This window comes from Polaromonas sp., from assembly GCF_035638815.1.
Taxonomy (GTDB): Bacteria; Pseudomonadota; Gammaproteobacteria; order Burkholderiales; family Burkholderiaceae_C; genus Polaromonas.
Genome location: NZ_DASQZG010000008.1, coordinates 63,502 through 87,774, shown reverse-complemented (window position 1 = coordinate 87,774; position 24,273 = coordinate 63,502). Strand labels below are relative to the sequence as shown.

General features: G+C 60.1%; 25 protein-coding genes. 13 read left to right on the top strand and 12 right to left on the bottom strand.

Annotated features, from left to right (window positions below):
• Nucleotides 1–16 precede the first annotated feature (16 nt).
• The 12 genes from leuC to lysS all read left to right on the top strand — a co-directional run bounded on the left by leuC (nucleotide 17) and on the right by lysS (nucleotide 14,706).
• A complete protein-coding gene (leuC, locus tag VE934_RS03645; RefSeq protein WP_324884429.1) occupies nucleotides 17–1,438 on the top strand; it encodes a 3-isopropylmalate dehydratase large subunit in 1,422 nt (473 codons plus the stop codon).
• An 11-nt stretch (nucleotides 1,439–1,449) separates the two neighbouring features.
• A complete protein-coding gene (gene leuD / locus VE934_RS03640; protein WP_324884427.1) occupies nucleotides 1,450–2,100 on the top strand; it encodes a 3-isopropylmalate dehydratase small subunit in 651 nt (216 codons plus the stop codon).
• A 67-nt stretch (nucleotides 2,101–2,167) separates the two neighbouring features.
• The gene (gene leuB, locus VE934_RS03635; RefSeq protein WP_324884425.1) at nucleotides 2,168–3,238 is read left to right on the top strand and encodes a 3-isopropylmalate dehydrogenase; all 1,071 of its coding nucleotides are present in this window, start codon (nucleotides 2,168–2,170) and stop codon (nucleotides 3,236–3,238) included.
• Nucleotides 3,239–3,514: 276 nt separating this feature from the next.
• Nucleotides 3,515–4,654, top strand: a complete 1,140-nt coding sequence (gene asd, locus VE934_RS03630) for an aspartate-semialdehyde dehydrogenase (RefSeq protein ID WP_324884423.1) — start codon at nucleotides 3,515–3,517, stop codon at nucleotides 4,652–4,654.
• A gap of 260 nt (nucleotides 4,655–4,914) precedes the next feature.
• On the top strand, nucleotides 4,915–7,674 hold the full coding sequence (locus VE934_RS03625) for a FimV/HubP family polar landmark protein (protein ID WP_324884421.1): 2,760 nt from the start codon (nucleotides 4,915–4,917) through the stop codon (nucleotides 7,672–7,674).
• A gap of 39 nt (nucleotides 7,675–7,713) precedes the next feature.
• A complete protein-coding gene (truA, locus tag VE934_RS03620) occupies nucleotides 7,714–8,496 on the top strand; it encodes a tRNA pseudouridine(38-40) synthase TruA (protein WP_324884419.1) in 783 nt (260 codons plus the stop codon).
• Complete coding sequence (locus VE934_RS03615) at nucleotides 8,493–9,203, top strand: phosphoribosylanthranilate isomerase (RefSeq protein WP_324884417.1); 711 nt, start codon at nucleotides 8,493–8,495, stop codon at nucleotides 9,201–9,203. The genes truA and VE934_RS03615 overlap by 4 nt, the downstream gene beginning before the upstream one ends.
• Nucleotides 9,181–10,431: a tryptophan synthase subunit beta gene (gene trpB, locus VE934_RS03610; RefSeq protein WP_324884415.1), complete on the top strand. Its 1,251-nt coding sequence runs from the start codon at nucleotides 9,181–9,183 to the stop codon at nucleotides 10,429–10,431. Before VE934_RS03615 ends, trpB begins: the two co-directional genes overlap by 23 nt.
• Entirely contained in the window at nucleotides 10,428–11,261 is an 834-nt protein-coding gene (trpA, locus tag VE934_RS03605) for a tryptophan synthase subunit alpha (RefSeq protein ID WP_324884413.1), read from the top strand. Before trpB ends, trpA begins: the two co-directional genes overlap by 4 nt.
• A 52-nt stretch (nucleotides 11,262–11,313) precedes the next feature.
• Complete coding sequence (gene accD / locus VE934_RS03600; protein WP_324884411.1) at nucleotides 11,314–12,186, top strand: acetyl-CoA carboxylase, carboxyltransferase subunit beta; 873 nt, start codon at nucleotides 11,314–11,316, stop codon at nucleotides 12,184–12,186.
• A 176-nt stretch (nucleotides 12,187–12,362) separates the two neighbouring features.
• Nucleotides 12,363–13,019, top strand: a complete 657-nt coding sequence (locus tag VE934_RS03595) for an LON peptidase substrate-binding domain-containing protein (protein WP_324884408.1) — start codon at nucleotides 12,363–12,365, stop codon at nucleotides 13,017–13,019.
• Between the two features lie 124 nt (nucleotides 13,020–13,143).
• Nucleotides 13,144–14,706 carry a lysine--tRNA ligase gene (gene lysS / locus VE934_RS03590; RefSeq protein ID WP_324884406.1) on the top strand — a complete coding sequence of 521 codons (1,563 nt, stop codon included), beginning with the start codon at nucleotides 13,144–13,146 and terminating at the stop codon, nucleotides 14,704–14,706.
• A 97-nt stretch (nucleotides 14,707–14,803) separates the two neighbouring features.
• Here the strand turns inward: lysS and VE934_RS03585 are convergent, their stop codons facing one another.
• The 5 genes from VE934_RS03585 to VE934_RS03565 form a co-directional block, all read right to left on the bottom strand.
• On the bottom strand, nucleotides 14,804–15,268 hold the full coding sequence (locus VE934_RS03585) for a cupin domain-containing protein (RefSeq protein ID WP_324884404.1): 465 nt from the start codon (nucleotides 15,266–15,268) through the stop codon (nucleotides 14,804–14,806).
• A 17-nt stretch (nucleotides 15,269–15,285) separates the two neighbouring features.
• On the bottom strand, nucleotides 15,286–15,780 hold the full coding sequence (locus VE934_RS03580; RefSeq protein WP_324884403.1) for a TspO/MBR family protein: 495 nt from the start codon (nucleotides 15,778–15,780) through the stop codon (nucleotides 15,286–15,288).
• A gap of 101 nt (nucleotides 15,781–15,881) precedes the next feature.
• Entirely contained in the window at nucleotides 15,882–16,409 is a 528-nt protein-coding gene (locus VE934_RS03575; protein WP_324884401.1) for an OsmC family protein, read from the bottom strand.
• 141 nt (nucleotides 16,410–16,550) lie between these two features.
• Entirely contained in the window at nucleotides 16,551–16,904 is a 354-nt protein-coding gene (locus VE934_RS03570; protein WP_324884399.1) for a DUF1801 domain-containing protein, read from the bottom strand.
• A 167-nt stretch (nucleotides 16,905–17,071) separates the two neighbouring features.
• Nucleotides 17,072–18,292, bottom strand: a complete 1,221-nt coding sequence (locus VE934_RS03565) for a patatin-like phospholipase family protein (protein WP_324884397.1) — start codon at nucleotides 18,290–18,292, stop codon at nucleotides 17,072–17,074.
• A gap of 102 nt (nucleotides 18,293–18,394) precedes the next feature.
• Between VE934_RS03565 and VE934_RS03560 the strand changes: the two genes are divergently transcribed.
• Nucleotides 18,395–18,934: a M48 family metallopeptidase gene (locus VE934_RS03560; protein ID WP_324884395.1), complete on the top strand. Its 540-nt coding sequence runs from the start codon at nucleotides 18,395–18,397 to the stop codon at nucleotides 18,932–18,934.
• Nucleotides 18,935–18,967: 33 nt separating this feature from the next.
• Here the strand turns inward: VE934_RS03560 and nagZ are convergent, their stop codons facing one another.
• The 7 genes from nagZ to VE934_RS03525 all read right to left on the bottom strand — a co-directional run bounded on the left by nagZ (nucleotide 18,968) and on the right by VE934_RS03525 (nucleotide 24,271).
• Nucleotides 18,968–20,026: a beta-N-acetylhexosaminidase gene (gene nagZ / locus VE934_RS03555; protein WP_324884393.1), complete on the bottom strand. Its 1,059-nt coding sequence runs from the start codon at nucleotides 20,024–20,026 to the stop codon at nucleotides 18,968–18,970.
• A 25-nt stretch (nucleotides 20,027–20,051) separates the two neighbouring features.
• Nucleotides 20,052–20,453 (bottom strand): holo-ACP synthase, encoded by a 402-nt coding sequence (gene acpS, locus VE934_RS03550; protein ID WP_324884391.1) that lies wholly within the window; start codon nucleotides 20,451–20,453, stop codon nucleotides 20,052–20,054.
• Nucleotides 20,450–21,256, bottom strand: coding sequence for a pyridoxine 5'-phosphate synthase (locus tag VE934_RS03545; RefSeq protein WP_324884389.1), 807 nt, complete (start codon nucleotides 21,254–21,256; stop codon nucleotides 20,450–20,452). The genes acpS and VE934_RS03545 overlap by 4 nt, the downstream gene beginning before the upstream one ends.
• A 19-nt stretch (nucleotides 21,257–21,275) precedes the next feature.
• Nucleotides 21,276–22,025, bottom strand: a complete 750-nt coding sequence (gene recO, locus VE934_RS03540; RefSeq protein ID WP_324884387.1) for a DNA repair protein RecO — start codon at nucleotides 22,023–22,025, stop codon at nucleotides 21,276–21,278.
• 149 nt (nucleotides 22,026–22,174) lie between these two features.
• Complete coding sequence (gene era / locus VE934_RS03535; RefSeq protein ID WP_414693808.1) at nucleotides 22,175–23,104, bottom strand: GTPase Era; 930 nt, start codon at nucleotides 23,102–23,104, stop codon at nucleotides 22,175–22,177.
• Nucleotides 23,105–23,233: 129 nt separating this feature from the next.
• The gene (gene rnc / locus VE934_RS03530; protein ID WP_324884383.1) at nucleotides 23,234–23,914 is read right to left on the bottom strand and encodes a ribonuclease III; all 681 of its coding nucleotides are present in this window, start codon (nucleotides 23,912–23,914) and stop codon (nucleotides 23,234–23,236) included.
• Nucleotides 23,915–23,929: 15 nt separating this feature from the next.
• Nucleotides 23,930–24,271: a DUF4845 domain-containing protein gene (locus VE934_RS03525; RefSeq protein ID WP_324884380.1), complete on the bottom strand. Its 342-nt coding sequence runs from the start codon at nucleotides 24,269–24,271 to the stop codon at nucleotides 23,930–23,932.
• Nucleotides 24,272–24,273: the final 2 nt, after the last annotated feature.

Sequence of the window (24,273 nt, the reverse complement as noted above, 5' to 3'; positions counted from 1 at the left end):
CCACCAAGGAAAACACATGGGACGCACCCTCTACGACAAGATCTGGGACGAACATGTCGTCCATACCGAAGAAGACGGCACAGCCATCCTCTACATTGACCGGCACCTGGTGCACGAGGTCACCAGCCCCCAAGCCTTTGAGGGATTGCGCGTGGCTGGCCGCAAGGTCTGGCGCATCAGCTCCATCGTCGCCACCGCCGACCACAACACACCCACCACCGGCTGGGAGCTGGGCTACGACGGCATCACCGACCTGGTAAGCAAAGAGCAAATAACCACACTCGACAGCAACATCGCAGAGTTCGGCGCTGCGGCCTACTTCCCCTTCCTGTCCAAACGTCAGGGCATCGTGCATGTGATGGGGCCTGAGACAGGCGCTACCCTGCCCGGCATGACGGTGGTTTGCGGCGACTCGCATACCTCCACGCACGGCGCGTTTGGCGCGCTGGCGCACGGCATTGGTACCAGCGAGGTCGAACACGTGATGGCCACGCAAACCCTGCTCGCCAAAAAAGCAAAAAACATGCTGGTACAGGTGGACGGCACGCTGGCCCCAGGTCTGACCGGTAAAGACATCGTGCTGGCCATCATCGGAAAAATCGGCACCGCAGGTGGCACCGGCTACACCATTGAATTTGGCGGCTCGGCCATCCGCGCGCTCAGCATGGAGGCGCGCATGACCGTCTGCAACATGGCCATCGAAGCTGGCGCGCGCGCTGGTCTGGTGGCAGTGGATGCCAAGACCATTGCCTACGTCAAGGGCCGGCCGCTGGCACCCACGGGTGTGGAGTGGGACCAGGCGGTGCAGTACTGGAGCACCCTGCAGTCCGACGCCGATGCAAAGTTCGACACCGTGGTCAAGCTCGACGCCAGCCAGATCCGTCCGCAGGTGACCTGGGGTACGTCGCCCGAAATGGTGCTGTCCATCGACGACCGCGTGCCCGACCCCGACAAGGAAAAAGACGCCAACAAGCGCGACGCCATTGAACGTGCGCTGACCTACATGGGCCTGCAACCCGGCAAGGCCATCAACGACATCATGGTCGACAAGGTCTTCATCGGCTCCTGCACCAACAGCCGCATCGAAGACATGCGCGAAGCCGCCGCCATCGTCCAGAAAATCGGCCAGAAAGTCGCGGGCAACGTCAAGCTGGCCATGGTCGTGCCGGGCTCGGGCCTGGTGAAGGAACAAGCCGAACGCGAAGGCCTTGACAAGATTTTTGTCGCCGCGGGTTTTGAATGGCGTGAACCGGGTTGTTCGATGTGTCTGGCGATGAACGCCGACCGGCTGGAGCCGGGCGAGCGATGCGCCTCGACCAGCAACCGCAACTTTGAAGGCCGGCAGGGTGCGGGTGGACGCACGCATTTGGTGAGTCCCGCAATGGCTGCGGCCGCCGCCGTACACGGCCACTTCGTCGACATCCGCAAATTTTCGTAAGCGAGACCACCATGCAGAAATTCAACGTACACAAAGGCCTGGTCGCGCCCATGGACCGCGAGAACGTCGACACCGACGCCATCATCCCCAAGCAGTTCCTCAAGTCCATTCGCAAAACCGGCTTTGGCCCCAACCTGTTTGACGCCTGGCGCTATCTCGACGCTGGCTTTCCAGGCCAAGATCCGGCTAGCCGCAAACCCAACCCGGACTTTGTGCTGAACCAGCCGCGCTACAAAGGCGCGTCCATCCTGCTGGCGCGCAAGAACTTTGGCTGTGGCTCCTCGCGTGAACATGCGCCCTGGGCGCTGGACCAGTATGGCTTTCGCGCCATCATCGCGCCAAGTTACGCTGACATCTTTTTCAACAACAGCTTCAAGAACGGCTTGCTGCCTATCGTCCTGAGCGAGGCGCAAGTCGGCCAACTGTTCGACGAAGCACTGGCCTTCCCGGGCTATCAACTAACGATTGATCTGGAGCGCCAGGTGATCATCAAGCCGCAAGGGGAAGAGATCCCCTTCGACGTACAGGCCTTCAAGAAATTCTGTCTGCTTGGCGGCTACGACGACATCGGCCTGACCCTGCGCCAAAGCGACAAGATCAAGGCCTTCGAAGTCGAGCGTCTGGCCACCAAGCCCTGGCTTGCGCACACACTGGCCTCCTGATTCATCAACCAAACTGGCAGTTCGCCCTTTTACTCCGGGCGATGTTAGCTATCAAAATAAGAGCATCATGAAAATCGCAATTCTTCCCGGTGACGGTATTGGTACTGAAATCGTCGCCGAAGCCGTCAAGGTCCTGAAAGCGCTGGACCTGAAATTCGAAACCGAAAGCGCGCTGGTCGGCGGTGCGGCGTACGAGGCCCATGGCCACCCCTTGCCGGAGGCGACCCTCAAGCTCGCGCAAGCGTCCGATGCCGTGCTGTTCGGCGCAGTCGGTGACTGGAAATACGACAAGCTGGACCGGCCGCTGCGCCCCGAGCAAGCCATTCTGGGCCTGCGCAAGAACATGGGCTTGTTTGCCAACTTCCGGCCCGCCATCTGTTACCCGCAACTGGTCGATGCTTCCAGCCTGAAGCGTGAGCTGGTGGCCGGTCTGGACATCCTCATCATCCGTGAGCTGACCGGTGACATCTACTTTGGCCAGCCGCGTGGACGGCGCACCGCCACCGATGGGCACTTCCCCGGTGCTGAAGAAGCTTTCGACACCATGCGCTACTCGCGCCCCGAAATTGAGCGTATCGCCCATGTCGCTTTTCAGGCGGCGCGCAAACGCGGCAGCCGTGTGACCAGCGTGGACAAAGCCAACGTGCTGGAGACCTTCCAGTTCTGGAAAGACATCGTCACTGAAGTGGGCCTGCAGTACCCTGACGTGGCGCTGGACCACATGTACGTGGACAACGCCGCCATGCAGCTTGTCAAGGCACCCAAGAAGTTTGACGTGGTGGTCACCGGCAACATGTTTGGCGACATCCTCTCTGACGCTGCCGCAATGTTGACCGGCAGCATCGGCATGTTGCCCTCCGCCAGCCTGAACACCAAAAACCAGGGCCTGTACGAGCCCAGCCACGGCAGCGCGCCGGACATCGCCGGCAAGGGCGTGGCCAATCCGCTGGCCACCATCCTGAGCGCGGCCATGATGCTGCGCTTCAGCCTGAACCAGCCGGAAGCGGCCGCGCGTATTGAAAAAGCGGTGGACGCGGTGTTGACCCAGGGCCTGCGTACACCCGACATCTACAGCGAAGGCACGACAAAAGTGGGCACAGTGGAGATGGGCAACGCCGTCGTTAAGGCTCTGAGTTGATGTTTTTTCGCAGCATCCACTCACAAAAATAGCTCAAGATTGCGGCCTCAAGACAAGGCCGCGATCAAATCCTTTGGCGCTTGGTTACAATAAGTCGATGCGTAAAAACCCCGCACTCATCCGCTTCGTCGCCGCTTCGCGCGCGATCAGCGCTGCGCCGGTTTTTGCCCAGATCACCAAAACGACAACCATTAAAGGCTAGCAAGCCTGGTTCGTCGTGCCCTGCCGGCCCGATGGGCCGGGCCAAAAAGCATATTTTTGAAAAGGGGCACTTCAATGAAACTCGCAGGAAATCTCACAGGACTCGTCGGCTGGCGCGGCATGGTCGGCTCGGTCCTGATCGACCGCATGCAGGCCGAGGGCGACTTCGATCTGATCGAACCGGTTTTCTTTTCGACCTCCAACGCTGGTGGCAAAGCCCCGGCGCAGGCCAAAAACGAAACCGCGTTGAAAGATGCGTTCGACATTGCGGCCCTCAAAAAATGCGACGTGATCATCACCGCCCAAGGCGGAGACTACACATCCGAGGTGTACCCGAAACTGCGCGCTGCTGGCTGGACCGGCCACTGGATTGACGCGGCCTCCACCCTGCGCATGAAGGACGACGCCATCATCATCCTGGACCCGGTCAATCTGCCGGTGATTCAAAAAGCGATGGCAGCGGGCGGAAAAAACTGGATTGGCGGCAACTGCACCGTCAGCTGCATGTTGATGGGCGTGGGCGCTCTCTACAAAGCCGGCCTGGTTGAGTGGATGACCAGCATGACTTATCAGGCAGCCTCAGGCGGCGGCGCGCAACACATGCGCGAGTTGTTGACCCAGTTCGGCACGCTCAACAGTGAAGTCAAAGCGCTGCTGGACGACCCGAAATCCGCCATTCTTGAAATTGACCGCCGTGTTCTGGCCAAGCAGCAATCGCTGAGCGCCACGGAGACGGCCAACTTCGGCGTGCCGCTGGGTGGCAGCCTGATCCCATGGATCGACAAGGACCTGGGCAATGGCGTCACCAAAGAAGAATGGAAAGGCGGCGCCGAGACCAACAAGATCCTGGGTCAGGGCGCGAGCTTCGGCACTGCCGAGACCCCAGTCGATGGCTTTTGCGTGCGCGTGGGCGCGATGCGTTGCCACAGCCAGGCACTGACATTCAAGCTCAAAAAAGACGTGCCCTTGGCCGACATCGAGGCCATGATCGCGGCTGATAACGACTGGGTGAAGGTTGTGCCGAACAACCGTGAAGCCACGATCAAGGACCTGACCCCGGTCGCTGTCACTGGCACCATGAACATCCCCGTGGGCCGCCTGCGCAAGCTGGCAATGGGCCCTGATTACCTGGGCGCTTTCACCGTGGGCGACCAGTTGTTGTGGGGTGCTGCCGAACCTCTGCGGCGCATGCTGCGCATCCTTTTGCAGGCTTAAGTCGTTTTTCCAACCTGGTTCAGGCGGGCTGTTTGCGGCCCGTCTGGACGTAAGCAGTTGTTTCCGGACGTTGCCACCAGACAACATCTACAAGATGTAACCTGATGCTAACCCGTGGTGTCAAAACTTAAGTGGCGTCTTAGCTTGTCAGCCTAATGCCTTGATGTTAATGTTGTTTGTCGAAAATTAGCGTTGAGGTTTTTGTGCGGACAAGCAGAATAAAATTTAATGCAGGCCGAGCGCCGGGGGCTCCTAATTCCATGAATCATCCTAGCCCGTGGCGTATAGGTGCGGTGGCTGCTGCCATCGCCCTGCTTGGTAGTCTGACCAGCCTTGAGGCTCACGCACTGGCCCTGGGCCGTGTCACCGTTCAGTCCGCACTGGGCGAACCCCTGCGCGCCGAGATCGATATCGCAGAAATCAACGCCGAAGAAGCGGCGAGTTTGCGCGCCAGCGTTGCCGGCGCAGACGCCTTCAAAGCCGCTGGCCTGGAATACAGCTCCGCCGTGAGCGGCGTGCAAATCAGCCTGCAGCGCCGCGCCGACGGCAAGTCTTTTCTGCGTTTGAGCAGTGATCGGCCCATCAGCGAACCCTTCGTTGATTTGATTGTTGAGGCCCGCTGGGCATCGGGCCGCATCGTGCGTGATTACACGATGCTGTTTGACCCCCCGAATTTGCGTCAGGCAGCCAGGCCCGCTCCGGCCCCCACAGCTCCTATCGTCTCGCGGCCAGCACCTCCACCGGTAGCAGTCGCCCCCCCGCCACCGCCGCCAGTGGCCGCACAGCAACCGTACTCCCCGCCAAGCCCCCCCCCCGAACGGCCCGCACCTGCATTCCGCGCACCCGTGCCGCAGCGTGTTATTGCCGAGCCAGCAGGCGCCTCCGGGGGCGAAAAAGTCACTGTCAGAGCCGGTGATACAGCCGGAAAAATTGCAGCGCAAAACAAGCCCGCAAGTATTTCACTTGATCAGATGCTGGTTGCGCTGCAACGAAGCAACCCAGACGCGTTCATAGGCGGAAACATCAACCGTCTGAAGTCTGGCGCCGTACTCGAAATGCCGAGCGCCGACCAGGCCGGCGCCATTTCGCAGAGTGAAGCCAAACAAACCATCGTCGCCCAGAGCAAGGACTTCAACGAATTCCGCCGCCAGCTCGCCGAAGGTGCGCCCACCACACGCGTGACCGGTGCAGACCGCCAGGCAACAGGTCAGGTGCAGGCCAAAGTCGACGACAAGGCCACGCCTGCCGCCACACCTGACAAGCTGACCTTGTCCAAAGGTGCCGTGCAGAGCAAGGCAGCTGAGGAAAAGATTGCGCTTGAACGCCAGAACAAGGAGGCGGCAGAGCGCGTCGCGGAGTTGCGAAAAAATATTGCCGACCTCAACAAGCTAACCGCTCCAACGGCTCCTTCCACGCCCACTGCGCCAGCAACACCAGCAACACCAGCCACGCCTCCCGCCGCCACTTCGACGGCCCCAGCTGGGGCTGTCGCAACAGCTCCTGGCGTGGCTGTGACAACGCCAGGCGCCCTCACAGGCGCTTCTGCCGTATCAACAACCGCCTCTGCTCCCTCTGCAGCTCTCACCCCGGCCAGCAGCCCTGCGGTCACGGCCATCGCAGCCGTCCCCCCGGTCGTCGCCGCCAGTAATCCTGTCGTGCCTCCCGTGGTTGCTACCGCCCCAGCTTCTGCTCCTGCCGGCATCACCATCAAACCAGCGGTGGTTGTAGAAGCCCCCGCCGAGCCGAGCCTGATCGATGAGCTACTGAGCAACCCCTTGTTGCTAGCCGCTGGTGCAGCCATCCTCGCCCTTCTGATCGGGTTTGGGATTTATGGTGCCCGCAGGCGCAAAAACGCCGTTGCCGTCGACAGCTCTTTCCTCGAAAGCCGTTTGCAGCCGGACTCCTTTTTTGGCGCCAGTGGTGGCCAGCGCATCGACACCGCCGAGTCCAACATCACCGGCTCGTCGATGGTCTACTCACCCAGTCAGCTGGACGCCGCCGGCGATGTGGACCCCGTGGCTGAAGCCGATGTCTATCTCGCCTATGGACGCGACCTCCAGGCCGAAGAGATCCTCAAGGAAGCGATTCGTGTCAGTCCGACTCGCGTTGCGATCCATGGCAAGCTGATGGAAATTTACGCCAAACGCCGTGATGTCAAGGCGTTTGAAGTGGTCGCCGTCGAGGCCTTCGCCCTGACCAAAGGCGAAGGTGTGGAATGGGCTCACATGGCGGAAATGGGCAGAGATCTGGATCCAGGCAATGCGATGTATCAACCAGGCGGTCAGCCTATAGCTTCGGCCGCAGCAGCAGGCGCAGCTGGTTTGGCAGGTGGCGCTGCAGTGGGCTACGCCCTGCAAACCATGGCACAAACCGCGCAGCCTGCTCCTGCACCGGCCGTGGACTTTGACCTCGACCTTGATTTCTCACTGGACGACGATGTACCGGCTGCGCCGGCGCCAGCCCCGGCCGCAGCTGCTTATGTTGAGCCCACCGTGGCCATGCAGCCTGTTGTTACTGCGCCAGCCGCAGACAATGGGATGGACTTCAGCTCTGCCACCCTGGCCATGCCGGCAACAGCCTCCCCTGCACCGGTGCCCATGCCAGCTCCTGCTGCAGAGCCAGACCCTTCGCTGGCTGCCAGCGGCCTGAACTTCACGCTCGACCCAGTGCCCACGGTAGAGGCCACTGATTCAGTGATCACCACCGAGTCCAGCGCCTTGAACACCGGCGGCGGCATGCTTGAATTTGATCTGGGCGCCTTGTCGCTGGACCTGGACAACCAGACCACTGAAAGCCAAAAAATCACGACAGCGGCGCAGCCTTTATCCGCTTTTGGATCCCTGCCCTCTTCGGATACGTCATCCGACCTGGAAGACCCGCTGGAAACCAAGTTTGCGCTGGCTGAAGAGTTCCGGGCTATCGGCGACGTCGACGGCGCACGCTCACTGGCTGAAGAAGTATTGGCTGAGTCAAGTGGCGCACTCAAGAGCAAAGCCCAAGCTTTCGTTAACGCTCTCTGATCCCCGCCTGAAACCGCATTCTCTTCCCCGGGGCCAGCCGTGAGGATCGCTCTGGGGCTGAGTTACAGCGGCACGGGATACGAAGGCTGGCAAAGTCAGCTTTCTGGCAACACGATTCAAGACCAGCTGGAAAAAGCACTGGGCAAATTTGCTGCCCTGCCCATTCGCACCTTGTGCGCTGGCCGTACCGATGCGGGCGTCCATGGGCTGATGCAGGTCGTTCACTTTGACACCGAACTGCAGCGCGAACTGCCCTCCTGGGTACGCGGTGTCAATGCCTTCTTGCCGCGCGATATTGCAGTGCAGTGGGCTCGCGAAGTGCCCGACGAATTTCATTGCCGCGGCAGCGCGATCAGCAGACGTTATGCCTATGTGCTGCTGGAGTCACCGGTCCGCCCCAGCGTCGAAGCCGGGCGCGTGGGATGGGTCTACCGGGATATGGACGAGGCCGCGATTCGCGCAGCGATTGTTCATCTGATTGGCGAGCATGACTTCAGCTCCTTCCGCGCGGCCCAATGCCAGGCCAAATCCCCCGTCAAAAACATCGCGCGCATTGATGTGTCCAGACAGGGGCCCTACTGGCGTTTCGAATTCGAGGCCAACGCCTTTTTGCATCACATGATCCGCAACATCATGGGCTGCCTGGTGGCCGTTGGCCAGGGCGCGCAGGCTGCAGGCTGGATCAATGAGGTGATCGCCGCACGCAATCGGGATGCCGCCGCCCCCACCTTCTCCCCCGACGGCCTGTATTTCCTGGGCCCGCGTTATGAAGCCCACTTCGGCCTGCCAGAACGCACCCCGGCATATGATTGGTTGACATGAACACTCCCAGAACGCGTATCAAAATCTGCGGCCTCACCCGTGAGGAGGACGTAGAAGCAGCTGTGGCCGCAGGCGCAGATGCGGTGGGTTTTGTCATGTACGAAGCCAGCCCCCGTTACGTCAGCGTTGACCGCGCAGCTGAACTGGCCAATCGTCTTCCCCCCTTCGTTACGCCGGTTCTGTTGTTTGTCAACGAGTCTGCTCCTAAAGTCATAGCTGCCTGCGCCCGTATACCAACGGCTCTGCTGCAATTTCATGGAGACGAAAGCCCGGAGGCGTGTTTGCAGGCAGGACGGCCTTTTATGCGCGCCGCCCGCATCCCGCTGGACGACACCCCTCAGAGTGACAAGGCCAGTTTCGATCTCGTAAAATACGCTCAGGACTTCAAAGCCGCCCAAGCCATCCTGCTCGACGCCCATGTCGAGGGTTATGGCGGAGGCGGGAAAACATTCAATTGGTCACTTCTTCCTCCAAGCGTCAGCGCTCACCTCGTTTTGTCTGGTGGACTCACACCTGCAAATGTGACCGATGGCATTTTGCAAGTACGGCCGCGTTGTAAAACGCTGGCCGTTGATGTGAGCTCGGGCGTCGAGATTTCAAAAGGAATCAAGAGCTTTGAGAAGATCAATCAGTTCGTCGCGGCCGTGCGCGCTGCGGATGAGCAATTTGCAAAGAATCCAAACTATGTACGAGTACCAGCAACCTGACGTATCAGGCCACTTCGGAATTTACGGCGGCAGTTTTGTTTCAGAGACCCTGACCCACGCCATCAACGAGCTGAAAGCGGCTTACGCCAAATACCAGCACGACTCGGAGTTCCTCGCAGAATTCCACTCTGAGCTCAAGCACTTTGTAGGCCGCCCTTCCCCGGTTTACCATGCAGCACGCATAAGCCGTGAACAAGGTGGCGCGCAGATTTACCTCAAGCGCGAAGACCTCAACCACACCGGCGCGCACAAGATCAACAACACCATCGGCCAGGCCATGCTCGCCAAACGCATGGGCAAGCCGCGCGTGATTGCCGAAACCGGCGCCGGCCAGCACGGCGTTGCCACGGCAACGATCTGCGCACGTTATGGTCTGGAGTGTGTGGTCTACATGGGCAGCGAAGACGTCAAGCGTCAAAGCCCCAACGTGTACCGCATGAAGCTGCTGGGCGCAACCGTGGTGCCCGTTGAATCGGGCAGCAAGACGCTGAAAGACGCGCTCAACGAAGCCATGCGCGACTGGGTCGCCAATGTTGACAACACCTTCTACATCATCGGAACCGTGGCTGGCCCGCACCCTTACCCGATGATGGTGCGCGACTTCCAGAGCGTGATTGGCGAAGAGTGCATCACGCAGATGCCCGAGATGACGGGTGGCAACCAACCCGACGCAGTGATTGCCTGCGTGGGTGGCGGCAGCAATGCCATGGGCATTTTTCACCCCTACATTACCCATGAAAACACGCGCTTGATTGGCATTGAAGCCGCTGGCGAGGGCATGGACAGCGGCAAGCACTCAGCATCTTTGCAGCGCGGCGTGCCCGGCGTGTTGCACGGCAACCGCACCTATGTGCTGCAAAACGAAGACGGCCAGGTGACAGAGACACACAGCATCAGCGCCGGGCTGGACTACCCCGGTGTCGGCCCCGAGCATGCGTTTTTGAAAGATATTGGCCGCGCGGAATACGTCGGCATCACCGATGCAGAAGCACTCTCGGCTTTTCACTACCTGTGCCGTACCGAGGGCATCATCCCCGCGCTTGAATCCAGCCATGCCGTGGCCTACGCCATGAAACTGGCCAAGACCATGCGCAGCGACCAGTCCATCCTGGTCAACCTCTCTGGACGGGGCGATAAGGACATCGGTACGGTTGCTGACCTTTCAGGCGCAGATTTTTATGACCGGCCGTCGATGCGCGGGCACACGGTCAAAGGGGCAGCAGCATGAGTCGTATTGCTCCCACGTTTGACGCGCTGAAAGCGCAAAACCGCAAGGCTTTGATTCCCTACGTTACCGCCGGTTTCCCCTATGCGGACATCACACCAGAAATCATGCACGGCATGGTCACAGGCGGGGCCGACGTCATTGAGCTGGGTGTGCCGTTCTCGGACCCGAGCGCTGACGGACCCGTGATCCAGAAGGCTGGGGACAAGGCCCTGGCCATGGGCATAGGTCTGGTTCAGGTGCTGGAGATGGTGCAGCAGTTTCGCCAGAGGGACAGCAAAACACCCGTAGTGCTGATGGGCTACGCCAACCCGATCGAGGCCTACAACATCAAACGCGGCAAGGACAGTTTTGTGCGCGATGCATCTGCAGCCGGCGTCGACGGCGTTCTGGTGGTGGACTACCCGCCTGAAGAATGCGTAGCCTTTGCCAACACCCTGCGCGCGCATCAGATGGACCTGATCTTTTTGTTGGCCCCCACCTCCACCGCTGCCCGCATGGCGCAGGTGGCCCAGGTGGCCAGCGGTTATGTGTATTACGTATCCCTCAAGGGCGTCACAGGCGCTGGCACGCTGGACCTAGGCGCGGTCGAGGCCATGCTGCCGCGCATACGGGAGCATGTCAGCGTGCCGGTGGGCGTAGGCTTTGGCATACGCGACGCAGCCACTGCCACGGCCATCAGCCGGGTGGCTGACGCGGTGGTCATAGGCACCCGCATCATTCAGCTGCTGGAGGACCAGCCGCGCGACAAAGCCGCCTCGGTGGTGCGCGATTTTCTGGCCGGCATACGCCAGGCGCTGGATGAATCGACAGCCCCTGCGAAGCGCGCATAATCCCCTTTCTTTACGGCTTTCCCCTCCAGGATTCCCCCTCAAGGACTGACCCATGTCTTGGCTAGAAAAACTCCTCCCCCCCAAAATCACCCCGACTGACCCGACCGAGCGCCGCAGCGTGCCCGAGGGCCTATGGGTCAAGTGCCCCAGCTGTGAAGCCGTGCTGTACAAGACCGATCTGGAAAAAAACCAGAGCGTCTGCCCCCAGTGCAGCCACCATCACCGCATGGACGCCCGGGCACGGCTGGATTCTTTTCTGGACCCCGAAGGCCGGTATGAAATTGGTCAGGAGGTTCTGCCGGTCGATCCGCTCAAGTTCAAGGACAGCCGCAAATACCCCGAGCGCCTGAAAGAAGCGCTTGAAAACACCGGCGAGACCGACGCGCTAATCGTCATGGGCGGCGCGGTGCACAGCATTGGCGTCGTCGTGGCCTGCTTTGAGTTTGACTTCATGGGCGGCAGCATGGGCAGTGTGGTCGGCGAGCGTTTTGTACGCGGCGTGCATGCCGCCATTGAGCAGAAAGTGCCCTTCATCTGCTTCACAGCAACAGGTGGTGCGCGCATGCAGGAAGGCCTGCTGAGCCTGATGCAAATGGCCAAAACCAATGCGTCGCTGACCCGCCTGGCCAAAAAAGGCCTGCCTTACATCAGCGTGTTGACCGACCCGACCATGGGTGGTGTGAGCGCCGGGTTTGCATTCGTGGGCGACATCGTGATTGCCGAGCCAAAAGCGCTGATTGGTTTTGCCGGCCCGCGCGTGATTGAATCCACCGTACGCGTGACCCTGCCCGAAGGTTTTCAGCGCGCCGAGTTTTTGCAGACCAAAGGCGCGGTGGACTTCATCTGCGACCGGCGCGAATTGCGCAAAACGGTGGCTAACTCGCTGGCCATGCTGCTCAGGCAACCGGCTGACGCGGTGCTCTGAGGGTGCGACTCCGGACGCTACAGGTTTAATAGCAAAGTATTGCCGTCAATAAAGGGCAGAACGCCGTTTTGACTTGAATACCCGAACTGGACGCGCTGACTTGCCCCCAACCTCAGCGTCCGCAAACAGGATCGTGGGAAGATGGTGGCAACCACTGAATTGCCCAGCCCTTATTGATGCCTGAAGCCCTCACCCTTTCCTCGCTCCCACTGTTTCCGCTGGGTGCGGTGCTTTATCCCGGCGGCCTGCTGCCTTTGCGGATTTTTGAGGTCCGTTACCTCGACATGATTGGCAAGTGCTACAAAACCGGCGCGCCCTTTGGCGTGGTGTCGCTGACGCAGGGCTCGGAGGTCCGCAAGGCCGACGCGGGGCCCACCGGCGACGGATTCGCTGCCGAAGAATTCAATACGGTCGGCACCTTGGCCACTATCTCGTCGTTTTCTACGCCGCAACCGGGTTTGATGGTTATCCGCTGCGCGGGCGCACAGCGATTTGAGATTTCCAGCCGCGAAAAGCTTAAACACGGGCTGTGGATTGCCGACGTAACCCGGTTGGACAACGACCAGGCGGTGAAGGTGCCCGATGACCTGCACGGTGCAGCCAATGCCTTGGGCAAGCTGATCAAAACCCTGCAGGAAAAAGGCATTCCGCAAGACCAGATGCCGCTGGAGCCGCCCTTCGACCTGAACGACTGTGGCTGGGTTGCCAATCGCTGGTGCGAGCTGCTGCCCATGCCGCTGGACCTCAAACAGCGCCTGATGGAGCTTGACAGCCCTTTGGTCAGACTCGAACTGGTGGCCGAAATTCTGGAGCGCACTGGCATCGCGATGTAAGCGTTGCGGCCCTCGGGTCAGTGACCGGGCGCCGCAGCCTAAAATCAACGGTCTGCCGCTTTGGCGTGCCGCGCGCGTCGTGGCCGGCCCGGCCCTTCTTTTGTTTTCTACAAGAACCCTTTCCATGTCCAACACCACACCCCCCTCCCCGGCCACCGCAGCAACGCCTGCACCGGATGAGAACCAGCTGATGGCCGAGCGCCGCGCCAAGCTCAAGGCCTTGCGCCAGCAGCAGGCCGACGGCAAGGGTGTGGCTTTTCCCAACGACATTCAACCCACGCACCGCGCAGAGGCCCTGTTTGCCGCCTACGACAGCAAAACCAAGGAAGAGCTGGAGCCGCTGGCCGTAACGGTAGACGTGGCCGGACGCATGATGCTCAAACGGGTGATGGGCAAGGCCAGCTTTGCCACTTTGCAGGACGCGTCCTTTGGCCCCTCGGGCGGGCGTATTCAGGTCTACATCAACAACGAAGGCGTGGGCGAAGACGTGCACAACGCCTTCAAACACTGGGACCTGGGCGACATCGTGTCTGCCACCGGCACCCTGTTCAAAACCAAAACCGGCGAGTTGTCGATTCACGCCACTGGCATACGCCTGGTGACCAAAAGCCTGCGCCCGCTGCCCGACAAGTTTCACGGCGTGGCCGACCAGGAAGTTAAATACCGCCAGCGTTATGTGGACCTGATCACCGACGAAGCCGCGCGCAAGCGTTTTGCGGCCCGCAGCAAGGCCGTGTCCACTATGCGCAGCTTCATGGTCGACAACAACTTTCTCGAAGTTGAAACGCCCATGCTGCACCCGATTCCGGGGGGCGCCAACGCAAAGCCTTTTGTGACCCACCACAACGCGCTGGACCAGGAAATGTTTTTGCGCATTGCGCCTGAGTTGTACCTGAAGCGCCTGATCGTCGGCGGATTTGAGCGCGTGTTCGAGATCAACCGCAGCTTTCGCAACGAAGGCATCAGCGTGCGGCACAACCCCGAGTTCACCATGATGGAGTTTTACGCCGCGTGGTGGAACTACCAGGACTTGATGACCTACACCGAGGACCTGATCCGTCACGTCGCCATGAAGGTAGCAGGCAATACGCAGCTCACCTATCAGGGCAAGCCGGTGGACCTGAGCCAACCCTTTGAGCGCCTGACCATACGCGAAGCCATCATCAAGCACACCGATGCGGGCGCCAACGTGGACAACGCCGCCTGGTTGCTCGACGCGCTGAAAAAACTGGGCAAACACAGCGCCAAAGACAAACTCGAGGCCCGCTCTCTGCCCGGCCTGCAGGTCACCTACTTTGAAGAAACGGTGGAAGAAAAGCTGTGGCAGCCCACCTTCATCATGGAGCACCCGACAGAAATATCACCGCTGGCCAGAGCCAACGACGCCCGGCCCGAAGTGACTGAACGTTTTGAGCTCTACATCACCGGCCGCGAGTTTGGAAATGGTTTCAGCGAGCTCAACGACGCCGAAGACCAGGCCGCACGCTTTCACGCGCAGTCAGACGCCAAAGACGGTGGCGACGAAGAAGCCATGCACTTTGATGCCGACTACGTGCGAGCGCTGGAGTACGGCATGCCTCCCACCGGCGGCTGCGGCATCGGCATAGACCGCTTCATGATGCTGCTGACCGACAGTGCCAGCATTCGCGACGTGATTCTGTTCCCGGCGTTGCGGCGCGAGGGTTGACAGGTCTTCTGCCAGGACTTTTAAGCCAAATCGGCCTTTGGCCCTTTGACTGTGAACAAAGTTTGCTCTCAAAACGAGAGCAATTTCTGATTCAGTTTTAGCCCGCCCGCCCCGGCGGATGTTCGGCAAACCATTCGGCAATGCCCGGCATGTGCTGCTCAAAATTGCCGGGTGCAGAGAAATTCAAAGCGCCAGCGCGCGATGCACTGCGGTTTTCAAAATCATGGGTGGAGCCACCCGGCACCAGTACAAAAGATCCTTTTGTGGCATCTATCCACGCGCCGTTGACGAAGAAACTCATCACGCCCTCAATGACGTAGAACACATCATCTTCCGGATGTGCATGCGCGCCCGGGCCTTGGGTGTGCGGCTCCAGCCACCATTCAGAAATTGAATATGCTCCGGCAGTTTCTGCGCCATCGGCTTTGAACACGGCAGAGATGCTGCCCATGGGGTACGGCCGGCCTTCGCTGGGGCCAAGAACCACGGCGGCACGCGGAGGCAGGTCTGAAAGTGGCGCAGCGCCCGCGCCCTGGGCAGTGTGAGGGGTTGTATCAGCCATTACTCTGCTGCATCAATCTACAAAAGCCCGGGATTATTTCGCCACACAGACCACGTTAATGCAGATGCAATGCATACCCAGGCGAAATAAGGAAGCATCAGCGCAGCAGCCCAACGACTGATGCGCCAGAAGAAAACAATCGTCAGCGCTATGAGAGCCAGAAGAACCAGCACATCAAAAAACGCGAGAGCGCCCTGACGCCAGGCAAAAAACAACCATGACCAAAGCGCATTGGCACCCAGTTGAACCAGAAACAATGTGAGCGCAGTCCCGAGCTTGTGAGCGCCCCGCTCACGCCACACCAGCCAGGCGGCTATTCCCATCAGCAGATAAAGAACAGACCAAACAGGCCCAAAAGCACCAGCAGGCGGTGCCCATGCTGGCCGGACCAGCTGCGCATAAAAAGTAGGCGCATCGACAGAAGCAAGGGCACCAAAGGCGGCAACGGCCGCTACGGCGGCCAGCCAGACGGCAAGGCCGACTGTTTGGGAGAGTGTGGAGCGATTTGACATGGTGGGTTTTGTGAGACTTGATGTTTAACCTTGAGTTTCCCGCCGCGGGGGCACGGGGCCGAAAAGGCGCGGTTACCGTCGCGCCTGCAACCTCCTGGGTGTCAGCCCGCATCTCCAGCAATCTCGATTTCAAGTGAGCAGGGAGTCGCCTGTCTGGTGGTGCACCCGACCGGAGAATGCGCGTCGGCCCATGCCACGATTTGGCGCAGATCATCGGAAGTTTCTGCAGCGGCGCCGATCTTGACTTTCATGCGCATGGCTCCCAAGCCAGCCGAAACATTTTCGTCAAGCCCTAGCATGCCACGGTTATCAGAGTCGCTTTCTACGGTGACCTCAAGATGACTCAGCGTCACCCCCAGCTTTGCTGCGCGCATCGCGATCACAGTAGCAGTGCAGGAAGCCAACGCACCTCGAAGCAACCACCCCGGATTAGGGCCCGACGCTGCACCGCCTATCCCAAGCGGCATATCCGTAAAAAGGCGCTCATTGTTCGGGCCGCTCAATTCACACTGGAGACCTGCCGTAAGGCGGGCCGTAGCGGGCGCGTTCTTTGCTGGGGCCCTGGTGGGGTCAGCGGATATTGCAGCGCTTACGCGCTCAATCGCTTCGCGGATACTGATATCACTCATGTTGGGCCTCCGATCAAGTTGGGGTATTTACGTTGTGCAGGCTAACGTCCGAGAAGGGAGGCTAGCGTTGGCCTGCCGGAACGAGTCCTCTCGATAGAAGCGTGAGGCCGCTGCTTGCGCACGCTCGAATATCCGGATTCTTCAGACATAGGCAATCCAACTGCGTATGACGCCCAAAAATGCCGCCTTCATGGCATTGAAATCGCTCATATCTTTGAATACCACCGTCGCTCGATCCTGGGCCAGCCACTTCAGAAGTTTTTGGGGATCATCAATTGGCATGCCACCCGGTGGAATTTGTCGGACTTTCGCTCCAAGATGAAGGATGACCCCGACTCCTTTCTTCTCCCGCAAATTCGTCGTTGCAAAGTATTCAGTGGTGCGAAAGCTGGGAGCATTCCATTTGATCCCTTCCGAAATGCGGGGATCGGCGGCCAGGATCAGACTTCGGATTGCCTGTACTTCGCTTTTTGCACTGTGGGTGAGAGCGGCCATGAACTCATCAACCGCCTTCGTCGTATCAGCAGCAGACTGATGTGCGTGAGGCTTTGATTTTGTTGGGGCCACAGGTCGCACTATAGCGGCATCACCCGGAAAGTCAGCCTGCCCTTGCCAGCGGGCATAGTTTGCTATTTTTATAGCCAACCTGACTCCGCACTGCCCTACAGCAACCCAGCACCCGGAGGAAACACCGGCGGCAGCAGCGGCGGCGCTGGTGCAGCGGGGTCTGCAGCGGCCGCTACCTCAGCCTTCTCCACCGGCACACGCAAATCGTCCAGGTAGTCACGCGCAATGTTGACTGTGCTTTTGACGCCGAGCGAATCAAAGCGTTTGTGCAGCCACTCCTTTCCGCACAGCACGCCCAGGTCGCGCAGTGAATGGATCAGGCCTTTTTCTGTTGATGAGCGTGAGGCTGCCTCAAATTTTTCGAGCGCTTCGCCGCCGTCCACGCGGTGCATCAGCACATCTTTATAGTGCGCGGCCTCCAGCTTGCCTTCTGCCAGCAGGCGTTTGACAAAGTCGATGGCGCGCATCTCGGCAATGAGTGCCGCGTTGAAGGTGATTTCGTTGACGCGGTTGGCAATTTCTGCAAAAGTGGTGGGCAGCTTGTTTCGGAGGATGGGATTGATTTGCACGAGCACGACATCGCGGCTGTCGCAGCCGTAGATCAGCGGGTGAATGCCGGGGTTGCCGGAGTAGCCGCCGTCCCAGTAGTGGTCGCCGTCAATCTCCACCGCCTGAAAAACCATGGGCAGGCAGGCTGATGCCATGACGGCGCTGGCCGTCAAGCGCCTGCCGGAAAACACCTCGGCCTTGCCACTGGCAACGCGGGTGGCAACGACAAATACCTTAGGCGTGTCAGGGTGGCGGGCTGCCGCCAGGCGGTCAAAGTCAACCTGCTTTTCAAGAAAGTCTTTGAGCGGGTTGATGTCAAAAGGGTTGCTTTGGTACGGTGACATGGAGCCGGACCAGTAGCGCGTCATGGCGTCGGTCCACAGCTTGGTAGAGGAATTGCCGGTACCCATGAGGCCGAACAAGATGCCAAACGGCGCGCGCTGCATTTTGGATAGTGACGATGAGATGGCGCCCATGTCGACAATGCCGTTCCAGAAATTGTCCAACGCCTGACGCGCTGCCTCGTGTCGCTCAATTCTGGTTTTGCCTTGTGACAGCGCAAACCCATGCGCCAGGGCCACGGCATTCATGGCGCCGGCGCTGGTGCCGCTGATACCTTCGATGTCCAGCCGTCCGTCTTCCAGCAGTGCATCCAGCACGCCCCAGGTGAATGCGCCGTGAGAGCCGCCGCCCTGCAGCGCCAGATTGATGATTGGCTGCGGCGCGCCGGTGTCGGCTGCGGGTTCGGGGGCAAGCGGGAGGTTCATGCAGGCAGCTTAGCAAGAATCGGTCTCAACCCGATGAATGACGGGGTGTTCTGCCCTGCGCGACTAAAATCACCAGTTGCCCACGCCCTTATCACCAGCCCCATGAAGTACCTGACGGGCTACCCCGAATCCATGCAAACCCAGGTGCGGGAGCTGGTCACGCAGACGCGCCTGGGCACGATGCTGCAAAAGAAGTACCCGGGCACGCATGACATACGCACCGACAAGGCGCTGTATGGCTACGTGATGGATCTGAAAAATGAGTTTTTGCGCAACGCCGATGCGCTGAGCAAGGTTGCTTACGACAGCAAGCTGCAGGTGATTGCCCACGCACTGGGCACACACACCACGGTGTCACGGGTTCAGGGCAGCAAACTCAAGTCCAAGCGGGAGATCAGGGTGGCAAGCCTGTTCAAAGAAGTGCCCATCGAGTTTTTGCGCATGATCACGGTGCATGAGCTGGCGCACCTGAAGGAAAAGGCGCACGACAAGGCCTTTTACCAGCTGTGCACCTACATGGAGCCGCAATACCACCAGTTTGAGCTGGACTTGCGGCTGTACCTGACGCATGTGGATGCGGGTGGCGAGGCGCCGTGGGTGCTAAACCCAGGAGTCATGGATCCCGGGTCAAGCCCGGGATGACAATCCAGAGGGCGCCAGTTTTTTCGCGCGCCCTCAGGGCAGCAGCCCCATGGCGTGCATATACGCCGGGTGCACCATCAAATCATCCCAGGCGATGGCTGGCGTTGTTGGCAGCAGGTCCATCCGGCGCAGCTCGCTGGACTCCAGCGCCTCCCATGCGCCTCTGAGCAAACCTTCGGCCATGCCATCCAGCAGCTCATCCACGGCCTTGCCGCCGTCCACGGACTGATTGCACAGCAAGACCATGTCGCAGCCAGCATTGAGGGCAACCACCGCCGCTTTTGTGTAGCTGACCTCTTTGCCGTCGATGATGCGGGCACCGGCCATGCTGAGGTCGTCGCTGAAAATCGCGCCGCCAAAACCGAGCTGACCCCGCAGGATGTAGGTGAGCCATTTCTCTGAAAAGCCCGCAGGCCGCGCATCCACCTTGGGGTAAATCACATGCGCAGGCATCACGCTGGTCAGCGTGGTGTTGAGCCAGTCGTAAGGTGCGGCGTCGTCGGCCAGAATGGCTTTGAGGCTGCGCTGGTCGACCGGGATGTCGGTGTGCGAGTCAGCTTTGACAAAACCGTGGCCGGGAAAATGTTTGCCGCAGTTGGCCATGCCGCTTTGCAGCAGGCCGTGCATCAGACTTTTGGCAAGCAGGCCGACCACACGCGGGTCGCGCGCGAAGGCGCGGTCGCCGATGACGCTGCTTTCGCCAAAATCCAGATCCAGTACCGGCGTGAAGCTGAAGTCGACGCCACAGGAGCGCAGCTCGGCACCCAGCACATAGCCGCAGGCGGTGGCGGCGTTGGTTGCGGCCATGGCGTCTTTCAGCCACAACTCACCCAGTGCACGCATGGGCGGCAAGTGGGTGAAGCCATCGGTTTTAAAGCGCTGCACCCGGCCGCCCTCGTGGTCAACACAGATCAGGAGATCAGCGCGGATTTTCTTGATGTCTTTGCACAGGGCAGTGAGCTGGGCGCGGTTTTCCCAGTTACGGGCAAACAAAATAATGCCGCCGGTCAGCGGGTGCTTCAGGCGGCGTTTGTCGGTCTTGCTCAGGGTAAGGCCGGCAATATCAATGATCAGGGGGGCGTGTTGGCTCATGGGTGCTCTGGGTTAAAAACGGAAATCAGGTAGGCGTGTTTTTCTCGACCACCACAAAGCTGGCGGCGTAGTCGGTTTCGTCAGTCACGGTAACGTGGGCGGTGAGGCCGCGCGCCTCGAACCACTCCTTGAGCGCGCCGTGCAAAACAATCTCGGGTTTGCCGCTGGCGGCCTTGGCTATTTCGCAGCTGCGCCAGGTCATGGGCATGCGCATGCCCATGCCTACGGCCTTGCTGAAAGCCTCTTTGGCTGAAAAGCGCGTGGCCAGGTAACGCAGGCCGCGCTCTGGCCAGCGGGCGCTGCGGGCTTTCCAGGTGGCGAGTTCTGCGTCACTCAGGATTTTTTGCGCGAAGCGTTCGCCGTGCCGCTCTACGCTGGCGCGCACCCGGCGCACATCACAGATGTCCGTTCCAATGCCGTAAATCATCCGGGCTGGTACCCAAGGGCAAAGGCCTGGTCTATGCAGCGCAGGTATTCCCTGACGGTCGCGCTGTAACCCATTTCAAGCGCGTCGGCTATCAATGCGTGGCCAATAGAGACCTCCAGCACACCATGCACCGCATACAAAAACTCGGGCAGATTGTCGCGGTTCAGGTCATGCCCGGCATTTACTCCTAATTTGATAGCGGCTGCCGCCCGTCCCGTCTGGACAAACTGCTTTAAAACCTTGTCTTTATCTGGCGTGCCCCACGCTCTGGCGTAGGTCTCGGTATACAGCTCGACCCGATCCGCACCCACCGCCTGTGCGGCTGCCATGGCTTCCGGTACAGGGTCCATAAACAGGCTGACCCTCACGCCGCGGTCGTGGGCCTCTTCAATGAGCGGCGCAAGGCGCTCTGCATCGTCGGGAAAGGTCCAGCCGTGGTCGCTGGTGAACTGGGCTTCGCTGTCGGGCACAAAGGTGCACTGGTGCAGCGGGAGCCCGCGCGCGGACAGGTTGCGCACAAACTCCATCAGGTTCTGGAAGGGGTTGCCCTCAATATTGAACTCACGATCCGGCCAGTCTTTCATCAGCGCGGCCAACTCGTACACATCGTCGCTTCGGATATGGCGCTCGTCAGGGCGAGGGTGCACCGTAATGCCCTGCGCGCCAGCCTCCAGGCAAAGCTGCGCAGCGCGCAGTACGTCTGGAATACCCAGATGCCGCGTGTTGCGCAACAGGGCAACCTTGTTGACGTTGACCGACAGGGCGGTGGGGTGGCGCGGGGCGGGGGCGTGAACTGGTGGCATGGGATTTGGCGTGTTTGATTTACAGGGCCTGCAGATCCATCATCATCTGCCGGGTTTTCAGAACCTTCACATCGCAATGGTAGTGCAGCAGGGAGCGTAATTGGCTTTTCAGGGCCGGCAGATGGTTGACGCAGGCCTGCATCGTGTCAGTAAAAGGCGCGTCGTCAGCCAGCGCCTCCTGCAGATGCTGCCACTCCTGTCCGAGCAGGCTGGCGCGGTCGTCGTCATGCGCCTCTCGCAAACCCGACTCCGCCACCAGCACATAGGCAAGGTCCGGTTGCAAAGGCGTTAGCGTGGCGGTCTGCGCGTCCAGCGTCGGCAACAGGCCAATGCCTTGCAGCAGGCGTAGTTCAAAGGCCCGCAACGCCGCCTGCAAGGTGTCAGCGCTCTGGCTGGCCAGCAGCTGCACGGTGGTGGTGTAAGCGTCAAACAGAACCGGGTGCGGATCATCCCGTGCGAGGAGACGCATTACCAGCTCATTGATGTAATAGCCGGACAGCAACGCGTCGCCCGTCGGCATGACATGACCACCCTGCCACTCTGCACTGCGCAGTGTGCGTATTTCAGCATCGCCGCCAAAGGCGACGTGCAGCGGTTGGAGCGGCAACAAGACAGGGCGAAAGTTGGAGCTGGGCTTTTTCGCCCCGCGCGCCACCAGCGCAATACGGCCGTAGCCGCGTGTGAAAACTTCCAGAATCAGGCTGGACTCGCTCCAGTCGTAGCGGTGCAGCACATAGGCCGGCTCGTCAGAAATGCGTTTGGTGACCAAAAGGACAGCGCCCGGTAAAAGCCCGGCAGCTCACCGCCAAGCGAATGAAATACCAGCCGGGGCCGCGGAACCGGCTTTGCCGGGCCGCAGGCGCAACGCCCCCTCGGGGGGCAGGGAGTTACGCGAAGCGAACGACCGTGGGGGCTCCATCACTCATACCCAAATGTTTTGACACGGGCCTCGTCATCCGCCCAACCGGACCGGACCTTGACCCAGATCTCGATAAACACCTTGCCGCCGGTCAGAGCTTCCAGCTCGTGCCGGGCTTCGGTACCAATGCGTTTGAGCTTTTCGCCCTTTTCGCCAATGATCATGCCCTTGTGGCCATCGCGCTCAACAACAATGGTCGCAGCAATCCGGCGCAGCTCGCCCTCCTGCTCAAACTTGTCGATGATGACTGTGGAGGTATAGGGCAGCTCGTCGCCTGTCAAACGAAACAGCTTTTCGCGCACGATTTCGGCCGCCATGAAACGCTCGCTGCGGTCGGTCAGCTCGTCAGCACCGTACATCCATGGCTGCTCGGGGAGGTATTTTTCGCAGATGCCGAAAAGGCGCTCGATGTCTTTGGCATTGTTCGCCGACATCGGGACAAACTCGGCAAAGTTGTGCCGCTCCTGCATCTCCTTGAGCCAGGGGGCAATGTCGCCGCGGCGGTGAATCAGATCAAACTTGTTGGCCAGCAAAATGGCCGGCGTATCGGCGGGCAACAGGGACAGCACCTTGGCGTCGGCCTGGTTGAACTGCCCGGCTTCGACCACAAACACAATCAAATCCACGTCGCTCACGGCGCCGACCACCGTTTTGTTCAGGGAGCGGTTCAGCGCGTTGCCATGCCGGGTCTGAAAGCCGGGTGTGTCGACAAACACATACTGTGTCGGGCCGATCGTGCGCATGCCGGTGATACGGTGCCGCGTCGTCTGGGCCTTGCGCGACGTGATGCTGATTTTTTGCCCGACCAGCGCGTTGAGCAGAGTCGATTTACCGACGTTGGGTTTGCCCACGATGGCAATCGTTCCGCAACGCTGCCCCTCGACCGGTGGTGCATTGTTGGCGCGCGCGGTCATGGCCTTGGCAAGCATGGCTTCGAGCGCGTCGTCCTGCGGCGGCAGAGCTGTGGCGTCTAGAGCGGCAGCAGTTTTTTTGGGAGGTTTCTTGCCTGGGGTCATGGTGTTTTGGTGCCTGTGGCAGCCGCGCCTGCAGCCGCCGGATTAGTCGAGTGTTTTGACGTAAGCCAGCATGATGGCTGCTGCGGCCTGCTCTCCGGCCCGCCGTGAGCCGCCGATACCCCGCTCGGCCCGTCCGAATTCGCAGATTTCGCATTCAACGTCAAAGGTCTGCTTGTGCGCCGCGCCCAGCGTGCCAACCACTCGATAAATCGGCAGGTTCATTTTGCGGCCCTGCAGCCATTCCTGCAACTCGGTCTTGGCGTCTTTGCCAATCGCCTGCATTTGCGGGTTGATTTCAACGTCTTTGAAAAGGCGGCGCACCAACTGGGCTGACTTTTCAAAACCGGCATCAAGATAGACGGCACCCAACACCGCCTCGAGCGCATCGGCCAGGATGGACGGGCGCTTTTGCCCGCCGGACTTGGACTCGCCCTCTCCCAGGCGGATAAGTTGCGGCAACCCGATGTCAACAGCCAGCTTGTGCAGGGTGTCCTGCTTGACCAGATTGGCCCGCACCCGGGACAAGTCGCCCTCGGGCAATTCGCTGAGGCGCTCATACAGCAGGCCGGCAACCGCCAGATTAAGTACGGAGTCACCGAGAAATTCGAGGCGTTCGTTATGGTCAGCCGAAAAGCTGCGGTGCGTCAGAGCTTGCTGCAGCAGGCGGGGGTTGGAAAACTCGTGCTCCAGGCGCTTTTGCAAGGCCTGCAAGTCAGAACTCAAGGGCTCGCCACGCACTTACTTGGCTTGGTCCGCGTATTTGAGCAAAAGGAATGCGGGGCCGCCGATGTGGATCTCTTTGTTATAGGCAAAGCTCACCACGGTCTTGTCGCCTTCCTTGGTAACCACCAGGTCTTTGCCCGCTATGGACTTGATGTCGTCAATCTGGGCCGCTTTGTCAAAGATGGTTTTGACGTCCGCAACGGTATTGCCGTCTTTAGCTTTGCCGGCGGCTTTTTTAATGGCCTGGAACTCCACCAGCGTGGGAAATACCTGCGCCGCAATAACGCCGGAGAAGGCCAGCACACCACCCACAAAAAGGATGCCAATGAAGGAAATGCCACGTTGCCGATTTTTCATGA

What these genes read in the sequence shown, in the direction of transcription:
- leuC (WP_324884429.1), top strand. Translation starts at nt 17, where the DNA reads ATGGGACGCACCCTCTACGACAAGATCTGGGACGAACATGTCGTCCAT.
- leuD (WP_324884427.1), top strand. Translation starts at nt 1,450, where the DNA reads ATGCAGAAATTCAACGTACACAAAGGCCTGGTCGCGCCCATGGACCGC.
- leuB (WP_324884425.1), top strand. Translation starts at nt 2,168, where the DNA reads ATGAAAATCGCAATTCTTCCCGGTGACGGTATTGGTACTGAAATCGTC.
- asd (WP_324884423.1), top strand. Translation starts at nt 3,515, where the DNA reads ATGAAACTCGCAGGAAATCTCACAGGACTCGTCGGCTGGCGCGGCATG.
- VE934_RS03625 (WP_324884421.1), top strand. Translation starts at nt 4,915, where the DNA reads ATGAATCATCCTAGCCCGTGGCGTATAGGTGCGGTGGCTGCTGCCATC.
- VE934_RS03615 (WP_324884417.1), top strand. Translation starts at nt 8,493, where the DNA reads ATGAACACTCCCAGAACGCGTATCAAAATCTGCGGCCTCACCCGTGAG.
- trpB (WP_324884415.1), top strand. Translation starts at nt 9,181, where the DNA reads ATGTACGAGTACCAGCAACCTGACGTATCAGGCCACTTCGGAATTTAC.
- trpA (WP_324884413.1), top strand. Translation starts at nt 10,428, where the DNA reads ATGAGTCGTATTGCTCCCACGTTTGACGCGCTGAAAGCGCAAAACCGC.
- accD (WP_324884411.1), top strand. Translation starts at nt 11,314, where the DNA reads ATGTCTTGGCTAGAAAAACTCCTCCCCCCCAAAATCACCCCGACTGAC.
- VE934_RS03595 (WP_324884408.1), top strand. Translation starts at nt 12,363, where the DNA reads ATGCCTGAAGCCCTCACCCTTTCCTCGCTCCCACTGTTTCCGCTGGGT.
- lysS (WP_324884406.1), top strand. Translation starts at nt 13,144, where the DNA reads ATGTCCAACACCACACCCCCCTCCCCGGCCACCGCAGCAACGCCTGCA.
- VE934_RS03585 (WP_324884404.1), bottom strand. Translation starts at nt 15,268, where the DNA reads ATGGCTGATACAACCCCTCACACTGCCCAGGGCGCGGGCGCTGCGCCA.
- VE934_RS03580 (WP_324884403.1), bottom strand. Translation starts at nt 15,780, where the DNA reads ATGTCAAATCGCTCCACACTCTCCCAAACAGTCGGCCTTGCCGTCTGG.
- VE934_RS03575 (WP_324884401.1), bottom strand. Translation starts at nt 16,409, where the DNA reads ATGAGTGATATCAGTATCCGCGAAGCGATTGAGCGCGTAAGCGCTGCA.
- VE934_RS03570 (WP_324884399.1), bottom strand. Translation starts at nt 16,904, where the DNA reads ATGGCCGCTCTCACCCACAGTGCAAAAAGCGAAGTACAGGCAATCCGA.
- VE934_RS03565 (WP_324884397.1), bottom strand. Translation starts at nt 18,292, where the DNA reads ATGAACCTCCCGCTTGCCCCCGAACCCGCAGCCGACACCGGCGCGCCG.
- VE934_RS03560 (WP_324884395.1), top strand. Translation starts at nt 18,395, where the DNA reads ATGAAGTACCTGACGGGCTACCCCGAATCCATGCAAACCCAGGTGCGG.
- nagZ (WP_324884393.1), bottom strand. Translation starts at nt 20,026, where the DNA reads ATGAGCCAACACGCCCCCCTGATCATTGATATTGCCGGCCTTACCCTG.
- acpS (WP_324884391.1), bottom strand. Translation starts at nt 20,453, where the DNA reads ATGATTTACGGCATTGGAACGGACATCTGTGATGTGCGCCGGGTGCGC.
- VE934_RS03545 (WP_324884389.1), bottom strand. Translation starts at nt 21,256, where the DNA reads ATGCCACCAGTTCACGCCCCCGCCCCGCGCCACCCCACCGCCCTGTCG.
- era (WP_414693808.1), bottom strand. Translation starts at nt 23,104, where the DNA reads ATGCTTGCCAAGGCCATGACCGCGCGCGCCAACAATGCACCACCGGTC.
- VE934_RS03525 (WP_324884380.1), bottom strand. Translation starts at nt 24,271, where the DNA reads ATGAAAAATCGGCAACGTGGCATTTCCTTCATTGGCATCCTTTTTGTG.